Consider the following 23,296-nt stretch of genomic DNA (forward strand, 5'->3'; position numbering starts at 1 on the left):
TCCTGCACATCGCCGATCCCGACAACCTGGACCTGGCGCGACGTGTCGATGTCGTTCCACGAATACGCAGCACCACCGCGCACGGCCCAACCATCCGACTGCCATCCGCCATAAAGCGCGACGTGATAGCTGTCGCTGGAACCGGAGGCCGCGATATCCGTGGCCTCGAAGGAGCTGTGGCTGTAGCCGCCGGCGATACCGAAACGCCATGTCTCGGCGACCGATACATCCACGCCGGTGACGAGGCCGCCGATCGAATCCGTGACCCGCGTCGCGTTGCTGCTGCCGTCGAATGCGCCCCAACTACCGAGGACCTGTCCCCACATCGCATAGGCCGGGTCAGACGCGGTCGCCGTCGCCGGATCGTTCGTCGCCGACAGGCCATCGATAGCCTGGAGCCGGCCCGCGTTCGCGCCGGCCAGCCGGTTGATCACCGCGTCGCGCAGGAAATGCGATTGGTTGGACAATACGCTGAGCGCGCTGGCGTGAAAGGACGCCCCGCCGAGGCTGGTGAAGGCGGAGCGTGCCTGCGCCTCGCTTGCGCCGACAACCTGCTCCCAGGCCGTGCCCGAACCGATCCCGTCCAGCACGTTCGCAACCGCGATCTCGTTCGGCGTGGAAGCCAACTCCGCGAACCGCTCGCTGCTGCGCGACGTGGTGAGATAGCCGTTGAAGCCGTCCTCGCTCAGGGTAAAGTTCAGGAACGGAAAATCGGCGACGGCGACCGTTGGCGATTGCACGGTGAGGCCGCCCGCAGTCTTCAGAATGGTATAGGTGGTGCCCGGCAAGACTGGCGACTGCGCAGTATCGTAGCGCTGGATCTCGAACGTGGAACTCAGAATGGTTGCGCTTCCGCCGACATCGATGAGATCGCTTGCACTGCCGTTGATCTCGACCGTGTAGTCCGACTCCGCCTCCATCGTCAGGTCGCCGCTGATATGCAGCGTGCCGATCGAATTGCCCGGTTCGATCTTGCCGTTGCCCTTGATGGTCGCGCTCTTCACGGCGCCATTGCCAGCCAGTACGCCCCACACATTGACGTCGGAACCGGCCAGCGAGCCCTTGACGACCAGCGTGCCCTTCTCGCGGACATTGGTGGTGCCGGTGAAGGCGCTGCTGTTGGCGGTCATCACGGTGGCGCCGTTGATGAACTCAAGGGTACCCGCGCCGGTGAATGCCGGCGCAAATTCGTATTTGCGGGTCTGGTCCGTGTGATTGAAGTTGATGGCGGCCCCGGATCGCAGGGAAATAACTCCCTGAAATTGTTTGACATATCCGGGCGCCACGGCGTCCGCCGCGTTGGTAGACCCCGCGCCAATGAACAGGTTCGAGGTGTTTTCCAGATCGGGGGACCCGTAGAGAGACAATTGCCCCCCGTCCGAGACGATGAATTTTCCAGCCTCCATGCGAAGATTGCCGGTCAGCCATTCCGATCCGGCTCCGGTGACCGTAATTGAACTGCTGCCGGACTTCAGATTGGTATTGTTCGAGCGGATATTTCCACCGTTGGACACAGTCACCGTACCTGTCCCGCCATTCGGGCCGAGTATGATGGTGCCGTTCGATATCCATGCGGCTCCCGCACTACTCACGGTCGCCGTGGTGACGTTATCGACGCCACTGCCCAGTTGCGCCGAATTCGTCGTCAGCGTCCCGCCTGCGGTGATAGCGAGCGAACTGTTGGAGCCGCCAAAGATGATTCCAGCGACGGCGGCACCGGGGGTGCTGATGGTCGGTCCCGGGATATAGACGACGGCGGTGTCTGCCGGCTTCGGTACACCGTTGGGGCCACTCGGTGGAATCTGCCAGTTTGCGGCGTCGAACCAGCTGCCTCCGGCAGGGCCTTTCCATTCGACGGTATCCGCGCGTGCAGCCGTGCCGGCCATCCACAGGCAGAGCGCCATCGCCGGCAGGATCGCGGCACCCGTCAACAGGCTGCGGCGATGACGTGTCAAACGGGCGTCCTGTCGCAAACCCTTTCGCGAAACCTGCATCGACTCGGCGCGATGCTGGATCGGACGATTTGTTGACTGCGCCATGGCGTCCCCCGTTTGCCGGTCGTCTTTGCGCACAGATGAATGACGGGGCTGGCCGGACACTATGTCTATGCGGCCATTTCTGGCTCAGATCGCCTATAGCAGGCGATTGTTTGCCTGATATTTGAAAGCGGCCATCATTCGAACGGGGGCCGCGGTCACGTACGACCCCTGCCGCCGGCAGACATGGACCGATCTTCGCCCGGCCGCCGCGTCCTGGGCATGGTAAGTTATGTGCCCTTACGGCATGGACCGAACCTCAAGCTTCGTACATTCTGCTGCCGTGGGTTTTCAGGGTTGCATGCCGTGTCGAGCGGCAGTCTGGGGCAAGTTCGGATGAAGCGTGGGATACCGCAGCTCGGCGGATGGGTGCTGGGGGATGTCGTGTTGGACGAGACCTGCCTGTTCGCGCATCGCAACGGGGAGCAGATCCGCTTCACGCGCAGCGAGCGCGCCCTCCTTCTCGTGCTTTCCCGGAACCCGCACCGCCTGATGCAGCGCAGCCAGCTGCTCGACGCGATCGCGCCGACCCAGCCCGACGCGTCCGACCGCAATGTCGACTTTCTCGTCAACCGCCTGCGTACCAAGCTCGGCGATAGCGCACGATCCCCACGATTTATCGCCACGCAATATGGCGAGGGCTACGTCTGGATCGCGACGAGTCCGCCGCCCGTTGCCCCCAGACCCGATCCGGCCCCGGTCAGCGGGCTTCTGGGGATAGCCCCCGTCGTCCCGCCACATGACAAGCGCCTTACCGACCGTGCGGACGCTGTCACCACGCATCTGCGCGACAGCATCGCGGGCCGGCTCGGCGCCGGCGAGACCGTGATCGTCCTGGGGCGTGACGAGGGCTCGGCGACGCAGGCAACGCGCTATGTCCTGAAGGTAAGCTTCCAGCAGAACGGGGATCGATTGGATTGCACCGCTACCCTGCGCGATGGCCCGTCACGGCGCATTGTCCGGGCTTTCCGGCTCGAGTTCGGCAACGCCACGATGGCCTCGATTATTCCGGAGGTGGAACGCGCCTCGATCGGCATCGTCGAGGCATTGCAGCGCAATCTGGCCGAGGCCTCGGAGGGGCTAGGCACACCCGCCGATCAGCCGCACGAAATCCGCCTGCGCAAGGCGTCGACCCTGCTGTCGGCCTCCAATCCGAACTGGCTGGAGAAAGGGCTGCAACTGCGTGACGCGCGGGCGGCTAATCCGGCCAGTGCGGACATCGCCCTGCAATGGTGCCTGCATCTGTTTGCGCGCCTTGTCCTCGCCAATCCCTTCACCGGCATCGGCCGCGATGAGCGCGACGAGATCGAGAGCGAGATCGAGGCAACCGTGCTGGATTGCCTGCCACTCATCGACACCAACCCGCTGCTGACGCTGACCGCAGCCAAGCTGCTCTATTTCGTCGATCGCGGTCATCTCGAGCTTGCCGAGGATCTTGCAGACAGGGCTTTTGACCGTATGGCTGACTCGGCTGCCGCCCTGCCGGTGCTCGGGCAACTGCGGCAGGCACGCGGCGACTTCGCCGCTGCGGTGGCATTCTTCGATCGCGGCATCGAGATGGCCGATCCCGATTCCGCGTTCGAAGTGCACATGCGGGTCCTCAAATATATCGCGCTGCTGGCGGCGGGCGACCGCGAGGCGCTGAATGTGCCGGCGGAGTTCTCCTACGAAAGCCCGCATTCGCCGCCGGACCTCAGCGTGATGGTCACCACACTGATCACGCCGGCCGGCCAACAACTGCCGAAGGCCGTCACCGATGTGCTGATCGCAGCCGGCCGCGAAGGCGCGCGCAACGCGATCGAATACACCTACATGACGTCCGTGCGCCATCTCACCTCGCTGCAGGCGCGCGCCAACATCATGCGGGGGCTCATCGGCCATTTGACCAGGCTGCATGGCAAGGATGTGGTTTCGCCTGCCGTCCTTGTCGGAGCAGGTCTGATCGCGGCGGCCTAGGCACGCGGTTCACCGCACTTTCACACGGTTGAAAGGGGAACCGCGACGACGGCTGGACCCTGCCGGCACGAACCGGACGAAGACCGAAACGCGCCGTCAGGTTGCGAGAGTCCGGATTGTTGACCAGGGCTCGAGTGCCTCGGCGACGCGCCTGCTCGCACTTTGCGAATCCCGGCGTCGAGCCGAAAGAGCCCGTCACCGATGGCAGCCGTCCCGATACGATAGGACGCCTTCCAGGCAGACGCGTTTGACGGAGCCCCGTGACCAGCGAGGGACGGGCCGAAACAGATGAACAGCCCGCGCTCGTCTTGCCGATTTGTTCCCGGCGAGACGGACGATGCTGGTTGGACAGTCCGATCCGCCACGGAACGACTGTCGCTTTCAAATACCAGACAAACAATCGCCTGCTATAGGCGGATCTCAGCCAGTCATGGCCGCACAGGCAGATTGTCCGGCAAGCCCAGTAGTTCGGGGATGAGGTTTCCTCCAACAGCAGGCCACCGGAAAAGAAGTCGCGGTCGTGTCCCAAGGCGGCAGTGGTGCGGGGTTCGGGGGCGATCATGGATAGCGAAACAATCCAGCGCGGCGGCGAACGGGTGACAGCGCGCCGGGCAACGTTTGCCGGCGTTCTTCGTCACGTCAATCCCCGCAATTCTATCTCGAGTTTCGCTTGCGTGATGCTCCTTGCGCTAGGGGTATCGGCGTACACGGCGCCGGCCTTCGCGCATGAATACCACGTCAGCAGCGAGGCGGGCCTGCGCAGCGCCCTCGGCATGGCGACGTTCGGTGACTCGATCACCTTCACGTCCGACATCACGATCACCTCGGACCTTCCGGTGATCTACAAGAGCCTCACCATCAACGGCAACGGCAAGACGTTGTCCGGCGGCGGAACGGCGCGGGCGTTCAACGTCTATGCCGATACCAATCTCTTTCCCGATCGCCGCGTGGCGCTGGAAATCAACGACCTGACGATCGCCGACGCCAAGGTCGTGGGCGGCAAAGGCGGTGATTCATCCCGCCTTGACCAGCAGAACAACACGTTCGTTTCCGGGGCGGGCGGCGGCGGCGGCGGTCTTGGAGGCGGCCTGTATGTCGGCGCCGGCGCCGACGTCACGCTGACCAATGTCAACTTCTCGAACAATCTCGCCAAGGGTGGCGATGGCGGCAGCTTCAAGATCCAGGCGGGCGGCGGCGGCGGGGGCGGCGGCGGCACGCGCGGCGATGGCGGCGAACCCCTGGCTTTCGGGCATGGCGGCTATGGCGGTGCCGGCTATGGCGGCGCCGGTCGCGGCGGCGACGGCGCCAGCAGCAATCTTGGCGGCGGCGGCGCCTATCCGGCGCAAAATGGCGGCATTGGCGGCGGTGGCGGCGGCGCCGGGACGAGCAACGGCCCCGCGGGGAATGGCGGTATTGGCGGCGGCGGCGGCGGCAACAGTTCGGGCGGCAAGTTCGGGGACGCCGGCCAGGGTGGCTTTGGCGGCATCGGCGGCGGACATGGCGCTTTGTGGGTCGATGCCCAGAACAGGCAGGATGCCGGCGGCGGCGGCGGTGGCGGCGGGGTCGGCGGCGCCATCTTCGTCGAGAGCTCCGGCTCGCTGGTCCTCAAGGGAAATCTCACCATCGCCGGCAACCAGGTGGCCGGAGGGGCCGGCGGCGGCGCCCACGGCCAGGCGGGCACCGGCGCCATCACCGGCATCTTCCTGCAGGGGTCGGGTATGCTCACCCTGGCGCCCGGCGCCGGCCAGGTACAGCGCATCAGCGACGAGATCGGGACCGAAACCGGGGTCGCGGGGGCGGGTGGCGACTATTACCTGTACAAGGAGGGGGAAGGCACCACCATCCTGACCGGCAGGAACCGCTTCACGGATCTGATCCAGATCGAAGCCGGAACCTTGCAGGGCAATGCGACGAGCCTCAGCGCTGATATCGAGAACAACGCCACGCTGATCTTCGACCAGTCCGTCGGCGGAACCTACGCCTACAACATCGCGGGCACGGGAATATTGTTCAAGGAGGGCGCCGGCACGCTCACCCTGACCGGAAACAACACCTATACCGGTCGCACCGGAATCCGGGATGGCACGCTGATCCTTGGCTCGTCCACCGCTCTCCATTTGTCCAGCCTCGTCACGCTCGACGGCGGCATGCTCGGCGTGGAAAACACCACGTTCAGCCTGGGCAACAAGGTCGAGATCTTCGAGGAGACGGTTCGGCCGAGCGGATTCTATGCCGGAACCGGCGGAAGGCTGGAGGTCAATGGCGTCGTCAGCGGCGGCCACCTCACCAAGACGGGCGCCGGCGACGTCGCGCTCAACGCATCAAACACGTTCGATGGCGCCACAGTAGCGGGCGGCCGGCTGCTGTTCAGCACAGACGCCAATCTCGGCGCGGCTCTCGGCACCATCATCCTCGACGGCGGCTACATCGGCACCACGAGCTCGGCCCCCGGCGGCCAGACCATCCAACGAAGCCTCGAACTTGCCAGCAATGGCGGCATCGACGTCGCTCAGAACACGCTGATCTGGGGCGGACAGATCTCGGGAAACGGCACCTTCGTCAAGACCGGAGAAGGCACGCTCCGCTTGACGAACGCCAATACCTATTCCGGCGGAACGGCCATCCTCGGCGGCACGCTGCGGGTCACGGCCGACAATGGGCTCGGCAAGGCCAAGACGGCCTTGAACATCGCCGGCGGGACGCTTTGGGCAAGCACAGGGTTCCAGAGTGACCGTCCCGTGACGCTCGGCATCGACGGCGGCGCCTTCAGGGTCAGCGATGGCGAGATTTTGACCCTCAGCGGCGAAATCGGCGGCGGCGGCCTCATCAAATATGGCGAAGGCACTCTGGAGCTACGGGGCGAGAGCAACACCTATACCGGACCGAACACCATCTATGCCGGGACGCTGGCGGGCCAGAGCAACACGATACGTGGCGACGTCGCCTTCGTCCAGGATAGCGAAAATCCCGATCCGGGCGTGCTGCTCTTCAACCAGACGACGGACGGCACCTTCGAATACAGCATCACGGGCGGCGGCTCGCTGGTGAAGGACGGGGCGGCAACCCTGACGCTGGCGGGAGTAAGCCGCTACACCGGCGGCACGACGGTGAACGCCGGCACGCTCAAGGGCAGCACGGTCAGCCTGCAGGGTGACATCCTCAACAACAGCGCGCTGGTGTTCGACCAATCGTTCGACGGCAGCCATATCGGTGAGCTGAGCGGGTCGGGCACGCTGACCAAGCAGGGTACCGGCCGGGTCGCCCTGACCGGCCAGGACAGCGCTGGCGGCGGCACCGTGATCAATGGCGGCACGCTGGCCGTGAACGGCAAGCTGACCAGCAACGTGACGGTGAACAAGGGCGGCACCCTGGCCGGCGCCGGCAATGTCGTCGGCAATATCGACGTCAATGGCGGCTCGATCGCGCCCGGCAATTCGATCGGAACGGTGCATATAAGCGGCGACCTGACAATGGCTGCCGGCTCCGACTATTACATCGAGATCAACGGTGCCGAGAGCGACCGGATCGACGTTGATGGCACGGCGACGATCCTCTCCTCGCGCTTCGAGATCGCGCGCTACGGCACGGCGAACGCGCCCGTCCTGCCCGGCAAGACCTATACGATCCTGACCACAGGCGGCGGTTTGACCGTGCAATCGCCGACAGTCGCCGTGGCCGACTTCCCCTTCATCAGTTTTGAGCTAAGCGAGGATGGCTTCAACGGCTATCTCACCACGGCAAGGAGCGACGAGCGCTTCGCCGACTACGCCGCGACGCCGAACGAGATCGCTGTGGCGAACGCGCTGGATGCCGCCGCGGGAAGCGCCGCCTGGCAGCAGGTAGTCGGCGCGTCGGAGGCGCAAGCCGAAGCGGCCTTCAGCAGCCTTGCCAATGCCTCGATCCATGCCAGCGCCCTCGGCGTCCTGTCCGAGCAGTCGCATTTCCTGCGGGATGCGCTGAATGATCGGCTGCGCGGGGCGATCGGTGGCAAGGCCAGCCCGGCCGCAGCGGGTGTGACCACAGTGCCGTCTGGCACGGCCTATGCGATCTGGGGCCGGGCGCTCGGCAGTTGGGGCTCGGCGGATGGCGACGGCAACACGGCCGACATCAGTTCCTCGATCGGCGGCATGATCTCCGGCGTCGACGTCACGGTCGACGATGCCTGGCGCTTCGGTATCGCCGGCGGCTATAGCCAGACGTCCTTCTCGTCGTCCGACATCGCCGCCTCCGGCTCCAGCGACAGCTATCACCTGGCGCTCTATGCCGGCTGGCAGGACGTGTCCGGCTTAGCGCTGCGGGGCGGCGCCGCCTATTCCTGGAACAAGATCGACACGACACGTCATGTCGCGGTGGTCGGTCTCGCCGGGCCGACGGAGGCCTCCTATGACGCGCCCACGGCCCAGGTTTTCGGAGAAGCCGCCTACAAGTTCGCCTATGGCGCAGCCGCCTTGGAGCCCTTCGCCAACCTCGCCTATGTGCATATCGACGGCGACATCAACGAGACCGGTACTGCTGCGATGGCCGGCAGCTCGGAGCTCGACACGACCTATACGACGGTCGGACTGCGCGCCTCGGCCGCGCTTGCGGCGGGCCTGACGGTGCGCGGCACCCTGGGATGGCGACATGCCTTCGGGGATGTCACTCCGGAAGCGACACTCGGGTTCCAGCCCGGCGCGGCGGCCTTTTCCCTTGCCGGCGTGCCGATCGCGGAAAACGCCCTCGTGACCGAACTCGGTGTCGACTTCGCGGTCAGCGAGAACGCCACGCTCGGCCTTTCCTATTCAGGCCAATACGCCACCGACGCCTACGAGAATTCGGCTCAGGCCAACTTCTCATTGAAGTTCTGATTCCAAGGACCGCCCCCGAAAACTGGCGGGGCGGCGCATGTGCTGCCCGCTTGCAAGTCTTGAAGATAGCCAAAATCGGTCGGGAGATATGAATGGCTTCAGCTGCGACTCTCGGACTATCGCTGTTTCGCCGCAAGCCGGTTCGCTCCATGGCCGAGCACGCCGCCGCCAATGCGGTGCACGGCACCCTCAGCCGATCGATTGGCTTGTTCCCACTGGTGATGCTGGGTATTGGCGCAACGGTTGGCAGCGGCATCTTCGTCGCCCTAACGGCAGCCGTTCCGGTATCCGGGCCTTCCGTGATCCTGTCCTTCGTCATCGCCGGTATCACGGCAGGCCTGACCGCGCTTTGCTACGCTGAATTGTCATCTACGATGCCCGTTTCGGGGTCCGCCTATTCCTACGCTTACGCAACGCTCGGCGAGTTCTCCGCCTTCGTCGTGGGGGCGTGTCTTTTGCTGGAATATGCGGTGTCGGCGTCGGCCATAGCGGTCGGCTGGGGACAGTATCTCAACGAGCTGTTCGGCGATGTAACCGGCTGGCGCATGCCGGACGCCATATCTCAGCCGCCGGGCGAAGGTGGCGTCGTCAACCTGCCGGCAGTCGCGCTGATCGCCATCTGCGCCACGCTGCTGATCCGCGGCACACGGGAGTCGACGACGGTCAATGCCATCCTGGTGGCCGTGAAGCTAGGCGTGCTGGCGCTATTCGTCGTCATCGCGCTGACAGCCTTCAGAAGCGAAAACCTCATCCCGTTCATGCCGCTTGGCTGGAGTGGCATCGGCACGGCGTCCGCGATGATCTTCTTCTCCTATATCGGTCTCGACACCATCTCGACCGCCGGCGACGAAGCCAAGGACCCGGCGCGGACTCTGCCGCTCGCCATCGTGATCTCCCTGCTGGTCGTGACGGCCATCTACCTGCTCGTGGCGATCGCCGCGGTCGGCGCCCAGCCATGGACCGCCTTTTCGGACCAGAACGCGGGACTGGCTGTGATCCTGCGCAATGTCACGGGCGCCACGTGGCCATCGATCCTGTTCTCCATCGGCGCCATCGTCTCGATCTTCAGCGTGACGCTGGCCGCGATGTTCGGACAGACCCGCATCCTGATGGCCATGAGCCGCGACGGCCTTCTGCCGACGGTCTTCGGCAAGGTGGACCCGGCGACGCAATCGCCCCGATACAACACCTATATCGTGGCGACATTCATTGCTGTCCTGGCGGCGGTGGTGCCGCTCGATGTGCTCGTCAATCTGACGAGTATGGGAACGCTGACGGCATTCGCCGTGGTTTCGCTCGGCGTCATGATCCTGCGCCGCACGCGCCCGGACCTCGAGCGTGGCTTCAAGGTGCCGCTCTACCCGTTCGTGCCGGTCGCCAGCGTCGCCTTCTGCCTCTATCTGATCATCGAATTGCCCCGGCTGACCCATCTGCTCTTCCTGGCCTGGGTAACCGGAGCGCTGTTGCTGTATTTCAGCTACTCGTTTCGCAACTCGGTCCTGGCGAAACCGCAGCCAGCAGGTTCGCCGCTTTGATCAGCAAGCAGGCCGCCGCCGCCGGCCCCCTCCCGTCATCGATGCCATGTCCCCATGCCGTTGCCGTCGAGATAGCCGACGCTGAAGGATACCGCCTTGCCGTCCTTCACCTCGAACTTGACCGAGGACAGCGAGCCAAAGGGCTGGTTCTCGCCGCGCGGGGCGACGGAGAATTCATCGCCGGTCCAAGGGGTGAGTTTCAGCCTGGCGGCTTTCGGACCGGCCGAAAAGAAGAGGTCCTGCCGGTCGAGATCGATCCTTGCCGGGCCAAAGTATTCGTTGAGATACGTGCCGACATAGGCAGCGGGCGCGCTGGCGGCAGCGGCTTTGGCGGGAGGCTTGGGGTCGACAAGATCGCCGGCCGGCTCGTAATAGTTCAGCAGGAGTGGGTGATACAGCGTGAACCAGTCGCGCGCCGAAGCGCCGTACCGGACGAAATCCATGAATTGGGTCGAAACGGTCTCCGCCGCTCCGACCGGGCCCGCATTCGTCAGCACGACGATCGCGACATCGGCGGTTGGAATCATCTGCATGTTGGTGGCGCCCCCCAGCGAGAAGGCACCGGAGTGGCTCATCATCGGCCGCCCATCGGCATCGACGCTGACATTAAAGCCATAGCCGTAGAAGCCCGATCGGGCATCCGGCGCTGGCGCAGGCGCGCTGAAGGCCTGGGCGCGCAGCATCGGCGCCAGTGCCTCGGCGCTGATCATCTGCGTGCCGCCGAACTTTCCGCCTGCCAGCAGAAGCTTCAGCCATTTGGCGAGATCGACAACATTCGACGACACCCCGCCGGCCGGGGACTGAGCGTCGGCATTCCGGTCATAGAGCGCCTGAAAGCGCCCATCCTCGAGAGCATGAAGCACGGTGCGGTTCTTGCGGGCGAGGAATTCCTGGTGCCGCGCGCTGGTGGACGCCATGCCCAATGGCGCAAACAGCGCCTTGGCGGCGAGTTCTTCCCATGTCTGTCCGGAGGCGGCGGCCACCGCCTCGGCGCCGGTTGTTATGCCGAAATTGGCGTAGTGATAGGAAATACGGAACGGGTCGAGCGGCAACAGGCGCAGCCGCTCGATGATGGTGCTCCGGTCGAAACCGAGATCCTCGAGATCATCACCCGCCGCGAGCGGCAAGCCCGAACGGTGCGCAAAGAAATCACCGATCGTGGCATTCGCTGTGACATAGGGATCGGCGAGCGCAAAGGAGGGCAGGAAGCGCACCACCTTGTCATCCCAGCTGACCTTGCCGGCAGTGACCTCGATGGCGGCAACCGTTCCGGAGATCGGCTTGGAAAGCGAGGCGATCTGGAACACCGTCTCTGGGTCGACGGCAGCGTCCTTGCCGATTTCGCGAACGCCGAAACCCTGGACGAAGACCGTCTTTCCGCCATGCACGACGGCTACCGCCAAGCCTGGAACCCCGCTCCGCTTCATCGTGTCCTCGACGATGGCCGGGAGCGCGGCAATCCCCTTCTCGATACCGCCGGGCGCCAGGGCGATCATGTCCTGGGGCGGGATGGCGCCGAGTTCAAGCGGGATCGCCAGAGGCGAAGATGCGGTCTGCGCATGGACCGAGGTCGCGGCAAGGGCGATCGAGCCGAGGAAGATCGCGCAGGCGGCACCCCGTCCGGTTACGCAGAATCTCGAAATGGCATGACGAAGCCGCAAGGCCGTAACCGCGCCACCGGCACGACCGCAATCGTCTCGCGACACCGTCACACTCATCTTGTTGGCCATCATGACGCCCCCTCCCTTTGCGTAGCGCCGGATGTACCGCCGCGATGATACACGAAGATGTTATTCTCCAGCCTGTCCGCGCGCCAGCGTGGCGCCTGCGAATTGCTTGGACCATCCGCATCGACGCTAGGGCAAGCGCTGCAATAGACCGGCCCCGTGCAGGGCTAGTGCGCATGCGGGAACAGCGCGGCCAGAACTTATACTTGGTGACACTCCCGCGGTGGCGGGCGCACCAGCAATTGGATGCGCAAGTGATTGTTTCGTTCAGCTAATTTCGTGCCAATATGACGTTGGGTCAGCCTGCGAAAGGCGCCCGGCTTGGGGGAGCCATGACAACCAGACGGGACTTTCTTCGGTACGCGGCGCTCGGGGCCGGCGCTTTCACCCTCTCACGCGCGTTGCCTGCCTTCGCGCATGAAGCGCCACGTCTGGTCGATGCGGTTTCGGCCGCCCTGGAACGCCTCGGCGGGGCGGGATGGCGATCGCTTCTCCTGGAAGCCACGGGCGGCGAACTGGATATCGGCGCACACGACCTTGCGAGCGAACTGACGAAGCCCTTGTCGCGCATCGACCGGACCTATCCCGGCTTCGGTGATTTCTCGCTCGCCGGCAAAAGCGCGGTCGAACCGGGCAGCCCTGACCGGAGCCTGCTTTATCATGCGTTCGCCTCGCCAACCGTCGTCATGGACCGCGCCGGTCGATCGCTCGGCGACTTCCCGAGCCTTGCCGAAATCGAAGCGGTGGAGAACTTCGTCTACGGCGTCCATCCTCCGACCATGAAGGATCTGCGGGACCGCGCCGGGGGAAATCCGTTCGGCATCGTCGTGTTCGCGCCGCAATATCAGAATGCGCCGATGTCCGTGCATGGCCGCCATGCGGAGCTTTGCTTCTCCCGTTCCGGCATCGCGCGCCTCGGCACGCTCGCCCCGACCTACGACGCGAAAGAGCGCGGCTTCGTTGCGGCGGACGAGGCGCGACCGTTCGACTTCCCCGTTCTGCCGCGACGCTTCGCGCCCTATCTCGCGATCGAGATGACTGGCGCGGCGGAGACCTTTGGGCCCCAGGATCCGCAGCCTGGAGACGAGAAACGCGCCTTCTGGGTGCCAATCCACAAGCTCTTCGGCGGCAGCGAATGCATCGCGGATCTCGACCTGGAGGTCGATCTGCGCCGCAACCTTCGCAATGACGGCCTCGCGCAGTTCCACCGCTTTCTCGACCTGCAGGGCCTCAAGAACAACTGGCGCGGCGAGGATCTCGAGAATTTTCCGTTCCTGATCAAAGACGAAAGGATCGGCTCCCTCTCGCAACGGCGCGGGTTCGGTGGCGGTCTACTGGAACCCCGTGCCAATCCGCTCGTCACGGCTGCCCAGTATGAAGGACGGTTGCTGACGTTTCCGGTCGACGGGAAACACACGTCGGACCTCGGCAATCTGCAACTCTCCACGATGCAGGTCCTGCCATTGGGCGATGAGGACGATCAGCCGAGCTACATGCTGGATTCGGCGCAGGATGCGCAGCGGCCAGCCCCTGAATACATCAACATCCGTCACCGCGTCCTTCCCAACGGGCAGGTCGAGAACCTGAATCTCCGGCCGGACATGGGCGAAATCATCGCGGCGGGAGGCTATGAGGCGCTGCACTACCATGATGGCGTCGGAGACGGCTGGATCGAGGCAATCTGCCCGCAACTCACCGAAAGCGTCGATGCGGTGAAGCCCGCCTATGCCATGGTGGCCCTGCCAGACTTCTTCCCTAGCGTCACGCAGCGCGACCTGATGACGTGGTGGCAGACCGAGGTTCCCGAGGCAATCCGGGGCTCGCTCTGGACCATCCACCCGCTCGCGCTTTCGCAGACGCGGATTGCCGGCAACATAACGCTGCCGGCCGGCTTCAGCCTGGACGACACCACGATCACGGCGATCGTCACCCAGCCCGGAGCGGCGCCTCGCGTCGCGCAGACGCCCAACGGCCCCTGGACGGTCCGCAAGACAGGCCTCCCGGACGGCTCGCCCGGTATGTTTGATCCAGGCTGGGATACGAGCCAAGGCCTCTATTATTCGGACCCGAACCTGCCGCTGCAGCGATTCATGGCCGGCTATGGCCTTGGCTCGCCCTTCATCGAGGATGCCAAGCTGTGTGCGGCGCTCGGGGCCTACTGGCCGGGCGTGGCGCCGGACTCGACGCGAACCTTCGCGCCCGACAAGCAGGCCGGCGGTCGCCCCTATTCCTATCCCACCATCGCCCCGCTGACGGATGAGGAAATCGGCAGCGCGCCGCTCGCCGACGGCCGGTATCTGTCCTGGGACGGCGTGCGCGGCCCGCAACTCATCGCCATCGAGGACCAACCGGTCGTCGCCTATCCCAATGCCTACCGGGTCGACTACATCGACATGGTCGGTACCATGACAGCCGCGCTGACCGCGCGCATCGATGCCAAGGAATACAAGCGACGCATCCTTGCCATGGCCGCCATCTACTGGGCGCTCGACATCCGCGATCCAGATTTCGTCCAACGCTTCGGGGCCGTCGACGCGGTCAATCAGGCATTGCGGGAAAAGGCTACCTGGGCCGTCCTCTCCTTCCGCACCGTCCCGGACGGCGATGCCGGGCTGAGCGAGGCCGAAACGGCGGCGTGCGAAAGCCTTGGCGATCCGGCTGGCGGTTCGCCCCGCTATCGGTTTCACGTCTTCCGCTGGGGCGCGCAGACGGTCGATCCGTCCGACATGCATACCACGCATGTCGAAGTGCTCGAGCAGGCAACAGCCTATGTCCGTGGCAACACAGTCTTGATAAAGCGCGCAGGGAAGCCATGGACCGCCGATCGTTCGATGCCGACATAGTCGTTGTCGGCGGCGGCCCGGCAGGCAGCGCCGCCGCCATTTCCTGCGCCCAGCGTGGGCTGAAGGTCATACTTTGCGAGCGCGAAAAAGGCGATCGCGACCGACCCGGAGAAACGCTGCATCCCGGCGCGGAGCCGATCCTGGCCCAGCTTGGCGTCGCCGGCCATCTTGCCGGCGTGACCGGCGCGCGCCACGAGGGGATCTGGATCGAAAAGTCCGGTAAACGCCACTTCGAGGCGTTCGGCGGCGGCGCCGGCGACCGCTGGATGGGCCTGCAGGTCTGGCGCGCCGATTTCGACGCCCTGCTGCTCGGCCGTGCCGCCGAGCTTGGCGTCGATATCCGCAGGGGATGCGCGCCGCGTGACGTGCTTCGCGCCGGCCCGTCCATTTGCGGCCTGCGGATGGCCGATGGCGATATCTCGGCCCGGATGGTGGTCGACGCAACAGGCTCCGCGCGCTGGCTCGGGCGCATTCTTGAGATCGATATGCCTCCCCGTTCGCCACGATTGATCGCCTTTTACGGCTACGTCGAGGGTGCATGCCCCGAACGTGACCTGGCTCCGCTCCTTGTCGCCGACGCCGCGGGCTGGACATGGACGGCACGCGTGAAACCGGGGCTCTATCAGTGGACGCGCATGCGGTTCGGCGAGACGGCCTCCGCGATCGTCCCACCCGAGGAACTGAGCCGCCTTGCTCCGGTCGGCCGCATGAAGGGGGCGGATGTCACATGGCGAATGGCGAGCCAAATCTCCGGTCCGGGTTGGTTTATCGTCGGCGACGCGGCGGCGGTGCTGGACCCGGCATCTTCGCATGGCGTGCTGAAGGCGCTGATGTCCGGAATCCTCGCCGGCCAGCTGATCGAGGCGAGCCTCTCCGGCAAGGCGCCGCCCGCCGAATTGTCGGCTAGCTATCACCGCTGGCTGGCCAGATGGTTCGAGACCGACATCCTTCAACTGGGGCGCTTCTATCGCGAACTCGGCGCGACGGAATTCGCCTGACCCGATCCGGCGTTCCGATGGGGAGCCGTCAACTTGATCGCCAGCGATCGGAGGGCATCGCGCAGAGTCGTGGCTATGAACTCCGGGCCGTTGTCGTAGTGTACATAAGCGGGCGGCCCGCGCAGGATCATAAAGCGCGACGCTCCGACACCTTTAGCTCTGCCCGCACCTTGTCGATGCACGCCCGGCGACGGGAAGGGCTCAGAAGTTTCCCCGGGCCGCCTCCGGCAGGATGAGCTTGTCAAGCGTCAGGTCCGGCACCGCACGACGCAGCCGCATGTTCTCGACCTCCAGCGCCTTCAGCCGTTTGACCTGGTCGGTCTTCATGCCGCCGTACTCCGACCGCCAGCGAAAGTACGTCGTCTCCGTCACCACGATCGTCTTCACCGCCTCCGAGATCGACCGACTCCAACCTGTCAGCACGTCAACCTCCCGCAGCTTGGCTATCATCTGTTCGGGCTTGTGACGCTTCCTGGCCATGTTCGGCTCCATTCATTCTGGTCATCAGACCAAGATAAGGAATGGATCACTTCAAAGGCGCAGACCAGTCAGCCAAGACCTCCGATTTGACCGACACCGGAGGCCTCAAGGCTGGCATCAGCGCTAAAGACGATTGCCATCGGCCATCCAGCGCAGAAGAGCCATAACGACGTCAGACCGATATCGCCCTTCGATGTCGAACCGTAGGGCGACATTAGGCGAGCGCTCCATGAGGGTTTTCTTATCGCTGGCGTAAACACTATACGGCTGACGAAGCTGATGACGATGTATGCCAAGTTCAAGCTGTCCTTTCAGTCGGCAGTGAGAAAGTTTGAGTGAGAAGCTGCCGTTGCTGATCGCCCCTTCTCTGTCGAGATAGATAGCGGTCATTCTCCGTGACCGCATGCTATCCAAAGCGACCGATACAACCGACTTGATCGGGGTGTCGCTCTCCATTCCGATCTTGACTGCGCCAGCGCGGAGGTCGGCACAAAGCTCCTCTAAGCATGGTTGAAATGTCAGCTTGCGGATTAACGACAGCAAATGGCGGATAGCCTTGTGGCGGCGTCCTTTAAAGAACAAGCCCTCCTCGTTTTTTCTAACATGGGTGCCGTCGAGAAACATAATTTCCATGGTGGATGATTTAATGTACGGGATGAGATTCATCCGACTCTCAAAAGCGCCTCCCTCCACCGCAACTACGTCAGTGAAGCGATAATCCCTGTTTCCAATCGATATATGGGTATCGAAGACAGATATTTCTTCGAACTCCGCCATTGGAGCTTTCGGCCTGCTCTCCAAGGGGGCGGTATGGCTGCGCGTCGGGATAGCGACACCCTGAAGGGCTTCGAGACGCCTGCGGTAGTCGTCAACATCGATTGCGCCTGTTGCGAGTTGCCGGTCGAGAGTTTGCTTAGCCGACCGATCCAGGCCTCCCATTTCAGTCATCCCCAAATCCTCCAGCGCGCATCGCACGTTACATACTATAGTTGATAAAATCGAGGTGCGTAAACTGCGATCGATGGGCCATGGACATTCGGGCCCTAGTTGGAAGGAATTTCGCGCGCATCCGGCGGGAGAAGGGGCTTACCCAAGAGCAAGTCGAAGAGCGCTCCGGCTTTAGTCAGCAGTACCTCAGCGGCCTCGAACGCGGTAAGCGAAACCCGACCATCCTCAGCCTACATGAGCTCGCACACGCCCTTGGCGTCACCCACCTAGATCTTGTTCGGCCGGACGGCCGAGAAGACAGCCGATGAGAGATCTATTCGTCGTGCGGTCGGAGCGCCTACTACATGACCGCGGCTAACGATGGCCGGTGGCTGGACCGCCTAAGGTAGTGCGATTAGCGTCGTCATCTTTCCGACGGGGCCGATCACGAAATGGCTCACCGATCCGGACGCCAAGTTAGCGGCGCAAAGCTGAGCGGAGTTCTACGTTGCGCTCACGCCCGCCTGTCACAGTGTAGCCATAGCTACAGATCGGAATGCGGCTTCGCTGCCGCCGGGCTTTTCGTACTACGAGGCACCAGCCATCTGACGCCGGGATTTCAACGGTTTTGAGAAGCCTGCATTTCATGGCAGATTGAAGTCTCGCCCGAAGGACGTCGATACACTCCCATTTTGGTGAGTGCATGGTGAGTCGGTGGTTCGGTTCCCTAGGACAATACATCTAAGCTATTGAAATAATTGGTGGAGCCGAGGGGAATCGAACCCCTGACCTCTGCAGTGCGATTGCAGCGCTCTCCCATCTGAGCTACGGCCCCGTCGCGTGGCGACGCCGATATTTAGGAAGACCGGCGGAAGGCTGTCAAGCGACACGAAAACGTCGCGGCAGCATCGTGCTCGCACTGGGTAAGCCCTCGTGCCAGAGGCCGAACCACGCCTTGTGGGCGCCTCCTGCCAGCGGTCAGAACTTGGCACGTGGCATGCCGCTTCGCCTGGGGCCAGAACCGGGCCCGTGGATGCCGCTCCGCTGAGAGCGAAATCGGCGCCGCTTCGCGTGGCGAAAACGCGACCAAGCAGGGCGGTGGAGCCTTGCGCCGTTTCGGAGAGCCGACGAAATTCTCCAGCGGATGGCCCTTGCGCGAAAGCCTGGCGCTGCCGGCCGAGGGGCTGGCGCTTCGGCTCGGGGCTCGCGTTGTCGCCCGTGGGTTGCGGTGGGGGCAGCCGGTCGCTACATCAGGACTTCCAAATTCTTCCGCGACCATCCCGGGAAACCCATGCGCGCTATCCTCGACGTCGTTATGATCGCCCTCAACCTCTATTGGTGGATCGTGATCGCCAGCGCCCTGTTCAGCTGGCTCTACGCTTTTGGCGTGGTCAATCCGCGCAACCAGGTCGTCGCCTCGATCGGAAAATTCCTGTACCAGGCGACCGAACCGCTGCTGCGCCGGATCCGCGCCTTCATGCCAAGCCTCGGCGCCATCGACATTTCGCCGATCATCCTGCTGCTCGGTATCATCCTGATCCAGCAGGTCATAATCCGCTACATCTACCCCAACGTCTTTTGAGTGATAACGGCTTCTTTCGCGTCGGCGCCGACCATGTCGTGGTCCAGTTGCGCCTGACGCCGAAGGGCGGCCGGGACGGGATCGATGGGATCGGCGCGCTGGCCGACGGCCGCGCGGTCATCCTGGCCCGCGTGCGGGCAGCGCCCGACAAGGGGGCGGCCAATACGGCGGTCGAGATCGTGCTGGCGAAGGCGGTCGGTGTGCCGCGTTCGGCCGTGTCGCTGATCTCAGGCCATACGGCGCGGCTGAAGAGCCTGCGCGTCGACGGCGATGTTCCGGAAATTGTCGCACGGCTGGAGGCGCTGGCGGGGTAGGGCGCTTTCGAGCAACCTGTGCCCTGCCTGCCGACAGACCCTCACCCTGACGTCCCTCAAGCGGTGCGGGAGCGCACAGCGCCCGATCTCCCCGTGGACACCAGGCTGGTCGTAGCGCCCTGTCCCGCTGGGGGAGAGGGCGAAGGGCTTCAGTGCGAGTAGAGCCCGCGCAGGGATCTGTTCGGGAAGAGGATGTCGCGGATGCGCCAGCCGTCCTCGAGCAGCACGAGCTGCAGGTCGATCCGCTTGGCTTCGCCGAAATTCACGAAGGTGACATGGCCCTCGGCCCGCTCGGGCGTGCTCGCCTCGACATCGATGCGGATGTCGGCAATGTCCCAGTCCTGCGCGTCGATGAAGGGATCGCCGTCGAGTTTTGGCGCGTCGCCGATCGCCGCCGCTTCGGCGCTATCGTCGATCATCCGCTGGGCGAGGCGCGGCTCGAACAGGCTGCGGATGGTTTCGGCGCTGTCGAGCGGCATGCCCTCGCCGCCGGGCTCATAGCGTTCGTAGATCGCCGAGACAAAAGCGGCCGGATCTCCGAAGAATGGCGGATCGTCGGCGGCAACCGACGATCCGATGCTTGTCGAGGTCAGGCTCACGCCGAGCGTTGCGACCAGCAGGAGGTGCGCGATGCCGCGCCGCGTGAGCGACATCGAGATCAGGCCTTCTTGGCGCGTTCGATGGCGTCGACGATCAGCTGCTGCGCCTCGTCAATGTCGCCCCAGCCGGTGATCTCGACCCACTTGCCGTTTTCGAGATCCTTGTAGTGGCGGAAGAAGTGCTCGATCTGCTGCAGCGTGATCTCGGGCAGGTCCTTGTAGGACTTCACGTTTTCGTAGCGGCGGGTCAGCTTGGTCGACGGCACGGCCAGGATCTTCTCGTCCTCGCCGCCCTCGTCGCGCATCTTCAGAACGCCGACCGGGCGGCAGTTCATGATCGCGCCGGGGATGATCGCGCGCTGGTTGGCGACGAGCACGTCGATCGGGTCGCCATCGCCGCAAAGCGTATGCGGCACGAAGCCGTAATTACCGGGGTAGCGCATCGGGGTGTAGAGGAAGCGGTCGACGTAGAGCGCGCCGGCCTCCTTGTCCATCTCGTACTTGATCGGCTCGCCGCCGACCGGAACTTCGATGATGACGTTGATGTCGTGCGGGGGGTTCTTGCCGATCGGAACAGCATCGATGTTCATAGCGGGTACCTCAATGGGAAAGAGGGCTTCCCTTTACGAGGCGCCATCCCGGCCTGCAAGCCCGAATTCGCCGCAGCCCAGCTGTGCCCAAGGGGATCGCATGGGGGAACGGGGAACATGGGTGGATGGGATGATGCCCGGCTCAGCCGCGGGCGAAGGCGAAAGCGATCTTGACCAGCACCTTGTCACCGAAGCGTTCGCTGCCGCGCGCGATCTTGCGGCCGCCTGCATTCTTGTAGAAGCGGCAGGCGCCCTCGTTTTCGGCCAGCGCCCAGACGACGGCGGAATCGAAGCCGTGCCGCAGCAATTCGCGCCGGGCCGCCAGGAAAAGCCGCGTGCCCAGGCCGACGCCCTGATATTCCGGCCGCATGTAGATTTCGTAGACTTCGCCACGCTGGACCAGGTTTCGCGCCCGGTTGGGGCCATAGGTCGCGTAGCCGACCACCGTGCCGCCGACATCGATGACGACGATGCCCGTGCCGCGCCGGATGGCTCGATGCCACCAGGCCGCGCCACGCCGCGTGATCATCCGGCCGAGTTCCCTGGCCGGGATCAACCCATCATACGCCTGACGCCAAGCGCTATCGTGAACGGCGGCGATGGCCTCCGCATCACTGGCTTCTGCGCGACGTACATCGATCGACAGCGTGCTCATGTCGACCAAGATATGTCCGAGCTTCGCGTCGGGGAAGAGGCTTTTTGGTTTCCGTCGTTCGTCTTTGTCGCGACGTGACAAGGCGGTCACGCCAAAGCGCCGCGAAGGCTCATGCGCCAGCACCAAAACCGGGGCGAGGCGCCGCCCGAAAATGAAAGAAAAACGGCGGCGCCCTGGGGCGCCGCCGTAAAATCTTCGTGCTTGAGGCGAGAGCCGCCGATCCGCAATCGTGCTGGATCAGGCAGTCTTGCTGGAACGGTCAGCGCGCTTGCGGGCCGTGGGGTCGAGGATCGCCTTGCGCAGGCGGATCGACTTCGGCGTCACTTCGACCAGCTCGTCATCCGAGATCCAGGAGAGCGAACGCTCGAGGGTCATGCGGATCGGCGGCGTCAGGCGGACGGCTTCGTCCTTGCCGGCCGAACGAACGTTCGAGAGCTTCTTGCCCTTGAGCACGTTCACTTCGAGGTCGTTGTCGCGGGTGTGCTCGCCGACGATCATGCCCTCATAGACCTTCCAGCCGGGCTCGATCATCATCGGGCCGCGATCTTCGAGGTTCCAGAGTGCGAAGGCGACAGCCTCGCCCGACTCGTTGGCGATCAGAACGCCATTGCGACGGCCGACGATCTCGCCCTTGTGCGGGGCGTAGGAGTGGAACAGGCGGTTCATGATCGCCGTGCCGCGCGTGTCGGTCAGAAGCTCGCCCTGGTAGCCGATCAGGCCGCGGGTCGGAGCGTGGAAGACCAGACGCAGGCGGTCGCCGCCGGAGGGGCGCAGCTCGATCATGTCGGCCTTACGCTCGGACATCTTCTGGACGACGATGCCGGAATGCTCCTCATCCACGTCGATGATGACTTCTTCGATCGGCTCGAGCGTCTGGCCCGAAAGGTCCTTCTGGAAGACCACGCGCGGACGCGAAACGCCGAGCTCATAGCCTTCGCGGCGCATGTTCTCGATCAGGATGGCCAGCAGAAGCTCGCCGCGGCCCGAAACGATGAAGGCGTCCTTGCCGTCCGACTCTTCGATCTTCAGCGCGACGTTGCCCTCGGCTTCCTTCATCAGGCGGTCGCGGATCATGCGGCTGGTGACCTTGTCACCTTCGGTGCCGGCGAGCGGGCTGTCATTGACCATGAAGGTCATCGACACGGTCGGCGGATCGATCGGCTGCGCCTTGATCGCCTCGGTGACGGCCGGATCGCAGAACGTGTCGGCGACGGTGCCCTTGGTCATGCCGGCGATGGCGACGATGTCGCCTGCCACGCCTTCCTCGATCGGCTGACGCTCGATGCCGCGGAAAGCCATGATCTTGGAAACGCGGAACGACTCGACCGTCGAGCCGTCCTGCGACAGGACCTTCAGCGTCTGGTTCGGCTTGACCGAGCCCGACGTGATGCGGCCCGTGATCAGGCGGCCGAGATAGGGGTTCGCCTCGAGCAGGGTTCCGATCATGCTGAACGGACCTTCCTCGACATGCGGCTCCGGCACATGCTTCAGCACCAGCTCGAACAGCGGCGTCATGCCATCTTCCGGCGAGCCGTCGGGCGAATTGGCCATCCAGCCGTTCTTGCCGGATCCGTAGAGGATCGGGAAGTCGAGCTGCTCGTCGGTGGCGTCGAGGGCGGCGAAGAGGTCGAACACCTCGTTCACGACTTCCTGGATGCGGGCGTCGGCCTTGTCGACCTTGTTGATCGCGACGATCGGCTTCAGGCCGAGCTTCAGCGCCTTGCCGACCACGAACTTGGTCTGCGGCATCGGGCCTTCAGCGGCGTCGACGAGAACGATCACGCCGTCGACCATGTTCAGGATGCGCTCGACTTCGCCGCCGAAATCGGCGTGGCCCGGCGTATCGACGATGTTGATGCGGTTCTCGTGCCAGGTGATCGAGGTCGCCTTGGCGAGAATGGTAATGCCGCGCTCTTTTTCGATGTCGTTCGAATCCATGACGCGCTCGGCGACGCGCTGGTTGTCACGGAAAGAACCGGACTGCTGAAGCAGCTTGTCCACGAGCGTTGTTTTGCCATGATCGACGTGCGCGATGATGGCGATATTGCGAAGTGTCATTTGCGAATCCGAAAAGGCGCGGCGGCGTCGGACAGGTGCCTCGAGACGGCCAGCATATTTTGCGGCGCAAAATGATCGAAAAGGCTACGAAACGCAACCTCCCATCCTGAGCCGTTCTTTGCAGGCCACCTATCTCGCAATTGTGACGG

15 protein-coding genes, 1 tRNA gene and 1 pseudogene are annotated in these 23,296 nt (G+C 64.1%); 8 read left to right on the plus strand and 9 right to left on the minus strand.

The genetic code is table 11. The annotated features are described in order from the left end of the window. The coding region (locus tag OSH12_RS25155) for an autotransporter outer membrane beta-barrel domain-containing protein (protein ID WP_266346399.1) at nt 1–1,955 on the minus strand (1,955 nt) is incomplete at its 3' end. A gap of 417 nt (nt 1,956–2,372) precedes the next feature. On the opposite strand from OSH12_RS25155, the gene OSH12_RS25160 reads away from it, so the two are divergent. The 3 genes from OSH12_RS25160 (at nt 2,373) to OSH12_RS25170 (ending at nt 10,374) form a co-directional block, all read left to right on the plus strand. Further along, a complete protein-coding gene (locus OSH12_RS25160) occupies nt 2,373–3,992 on the plus strand; it encodes a winged helix-turn-helix domain-containing protein (RefSeq protein WP_266346400.1) in 1,620 nt (539 codons plus the stop codon). Nucleotides 3,993–4,552: 560 nt separating this feature from the next. Then, nucleotides 4,553–8,839 carry an autotransporter domain-containing protein gene (locus tag OSH12_RS25165; RefSeq protein WP_266346401.1) on the plus strand — a complete coding sequence of 1,429 codons (4,287 nt, stop codon included), beginning with the start codon at nt 4,553–4,555 and terminating at the stop codon, nt 8,837–8,839. Nucleotides 8,840–8,931: 92 nt separating this feature from the next. Further along, the gene (locus OSH12_RS25170) at nt 8,932–10,374 is read left to right on the plus strand and encodes an APC family permease (RefSeq protein WP_266346402.1); all 1,443 of its coding nucleotides are present in this window, start codon (nt 8,932–8,934) and stop codon (nt 10,372–10,374) included. Nucleotides 10,375–10,409: 35 nt separating this feature from the next. Here the strand turns inward: OSH12_RS25170 and OSH12_RS25175 are convergent, their stop codons facing one another. Next, on the minus strand, nt 10,410–12,107 hold the full coding sequence (locus OSH12_RS25175) for a serine hydrolase (RefSeq protein ID WP_266346403.1): 1,698 nt from the start codon (nt 12,105–12,107) through the stop codon (nt 10,410–10,412). A 326-nt stretch (nt 12,108–12,433) separates the two neighbouring features. Between OSH12_RS25175 and OSH12_RS25180 the strand changes: the two genes are divergently transcribed. Together OSH12_RS25180 and OSH12_RS25185 are read left to right on the plus strand one after the other, a co-directional pair. After that, entirely contained in the window at nt 12,434–14,944 is a 2,511-nt protein-coding gene (locus OSH12_RS25180; RefSeq protein WP_266346404.1) for a hypothetical protein, read from the plus strand. Next, on the plus strand, nt 14,914–15,942 hold the full coding sequence (locus tag OSH12_RS25185; protein WP_266346405.1) for an NAD(P)/FAD-dependent oxidoreductase: 1,029 nt from the start codon (nt 14,914–14,916) through the stop codon (nt 15,940–15,942). Before OSH12_RS25180 ends, OSH12_RS25185 begins: the two co-directional genes overlap by 31 nt. 133 nt (nt 15,943–16,075) lie before the next feature. Here the strand turns inward: OSH12_RS25185 and OSH12_RS25190 are convergent. Then, a pseudogene (locus OSH12_RS25190) lies at nt 16,076–16,422 on the minus strand (transposase); the annotation flags it as partial. Nucleotides 16,423–16,545: 123 nt separating this feature from the next. Then, nucleotides 16,546–17,370: a hypothetical protein gene (locus tag OSH12_RS25195; RefSeq protein WP_266346406.1), complete on the minus strand. Its 825-nt coding sequence runs from the start codon at nt 17,368–17,370 to the stop codon at nt 16,546–16,548. 80 nt (nt 17,371–17,450) lie between these two features. Here OSH12_RS25195 and OSH12_RS25200 point away from each other — a divergent pair, with 80 nt between their 5' ends. Further along, nucleotides 17,451–17,678 carry a helix-turn-helix domain-containing protein gene (locus tag OSH12_RS25200; RefSeq protein ID WP_266346407.1) on the plus strand — a complete coding sequence of 76 codons (228 nt, stop codon included), beginning with the start codon at nt 17,451–17,453 and terminating at the stop codon, nt 17,676–17,678. Nucleotides 17,679–18,108: 430 nt separating this feature from the next. On the opposite strand, the gene OSH12_RS25205 is transcribed toward OSH12_RS25200, so the two are convergent. Beyond that, nucleotides 18,109–18,184 (minus strand) — tRNA-Ala (locus OSH12_RS25205). 456 nt (nt 18,185–18,640) lie between these two features. Here OSH12_RS25205 and OSH12_RS25210 point away from each other — a divergent pair. Then, nucleotides 18,641–18,931 carry a YggT family protein gene (locus tag OSH12_RS25210; protein WP_266346408.1) on the plus strand — a complete coding sequence of 97 codons (291 nt, stop codon included), beginning with the start codon at nt 18,641–18,643 and terminating at the stop codon, nt 18,929–18,931. After that, nucleotides 18,928–19,245: a DUF167 family protein gene (locus tag OSH12_RS25215; RefSeq protein ID WP_266346409.1), complete on the plus strand. Its 318-nt coding sequence runs from the start codon at nt 18,928–18,930 to the stop codon at nt 19,243–19,245. The genes OSH12_RS25210 and OSH12_RS25215 overlap by 4 nt, the downstream gene beginning before the upstream one ends. A gap of 149 nt (nt 19,246–19,394) precedes the next feature. On the opposite strand, the gene OSH12_RS25220 is transcribed toward OSH12_RS25215, so the two are convergent. The 4 genes from OSH12_RS25220 to typA form a co-directional block, all read right to left on the minus strand. Further along, entirely contained in the window at nt 19,395–19,898 is a 504-nt protein-coding gene (locus tag OSH12_RS25220) for a DUF3828 domain-containing protein (RefSeq protein ID WP_266346410.1), read from the minus strand. Between the two features lie 5 nt (nt 19,899–19,903). Then, nucleotides 19,904–20,434, minus strand: a complete 531-nt coding sequence (gene ppa / locus OSH12_RS25225) for an inorganic diphosphatase (protein ID WP_266346411.1) — start codon at nt 20,432–20,434, stop codon at nt 19,904–19,906. A 142-nt stretch (nt 20,435–20,576) separates the two neighbouring features. After that, entirely contained in the window at nt 20,577–21,089 is a 513-nt protein-coding gene (locus OSH12_RS25230; RefSeq protein ID WP_266346439.1) for a GNAT family N-acetyltransferase, read from the minus strand. A gap of 237 nt (nt 21,090–21,326) precedes the next feature. Beyond that, complete coding sequence (gene typA / locus OSH12_RS25235; protein WP_266346412.1) at nt 21,327–23,147, minus strand: translational GTPase TypA; 1,821 nt, start codon at nt 23,145–23,147, stop codon at nt 21,327–21,329. Between the last annotated feature and the right edge of the window lie 149 nt (nt 23,148–23,296).

Origin of the sequence: Kaistia terrae, assembly GCF_026344005.1 — a bacterium.
Taxonomy (GTDB): Bacteria; Pseudomonadota; Alphaproteobacteria; order Rhizobiales; family Kaistiaceae; genus Kaistia; species Kaistia terrae.

Bases quoted from the DNA above. Each gene is read 5' to 3' on its own strand.
- OSH12_RS25160 (WP_266346400.1), top strand. From the start codon at position 2,373: ATGAAGCGTGGGATACCGCAGCTCGGCGGATGGGTGCTGGGGGATGTC.
- OSH12_RS25195 (WP_266346406.1), bottom strand. From the start codon at position 17,370: ATGACTGAAATGGGAGGCCTGGATCGGTCGGCTAAGCAAACTCTCGAC.
- OSH12_RS25180 (WP_266346404.1), top strand. From the start codon at position 12,434: ATGACAACCAGACGGGACTTTCTTCGGTACGCGGCGCTCGGGGCCGGC.
- OSH12_RS25210 (WP_266346408.1), top strand. From the start codon at position 18,641: ATGCGCGCTATCCTCGACGTCGTTATGATCGCCCTCAACCTCTATTGG.
- ppa (WP_266346411.1), bottom strand. From the start codon at position 20,434: ATGAACATCGATGCTGTTCCGATCGGCAAGAACCCCCCGCACGACATC.
- OSH12_RS25170 (WP_266346402.1), top strand. From the start codon at position 8,932: ATGGCTTCAGCTGCGACTCTCGGACTATCGCTGTTTCGCCGCAAGCCG.
- OSH12_RS25200 (WP_266346407.1), top strand. From the start codon at position 17,451: ATGGACATTCGGGCCCTAGTTGGAAGGAATTTCGCGCGCATCCGGCGG.
- OSH12_RS25220 (WP_266346410.1), bottom strand. From the start codon at position 19,898: ATGTCGCTCACGCGGCGCGGCATCGCGCACCTCCTGCTGGTCGCAACG.
- typA (WP_266346412.1), bottom strand. From the start codon at position 23,147: ATGACACTTCGCAATATCGCCATCATCGCGCACGTCGATCATGGCAAA.
- OSH12_RS25175 (WP_266346403.1), bottom strand. From the start codon at position 12,107: ATGATGGCCAACAAGATGAGTGTGACGGTGTCGCGAGACGATTGCGGT.
- OSH12_RS25165 (WP_266346401.1), top strand. From the start codon at position 4,553: ATGGATAGCGAAACAATCCAGCGCGGCGGCGAACGGGTGACAGCGCGC.
- OSH12_RS25230 (WP_266346439.1), bottom strand. From the start codon at position 21,089: ATGAGCACGCTGTCGATCGATGTACGTCGCGCAGAAGCCAGTGATGCG.
- OSH12_RS25185 (WP_266346405.1), top strand. From the start codon at position 14,914: ATGGACCGCCGATCGTTCGATGCCGACATAGTCGTTGTCGGCGGCGGC.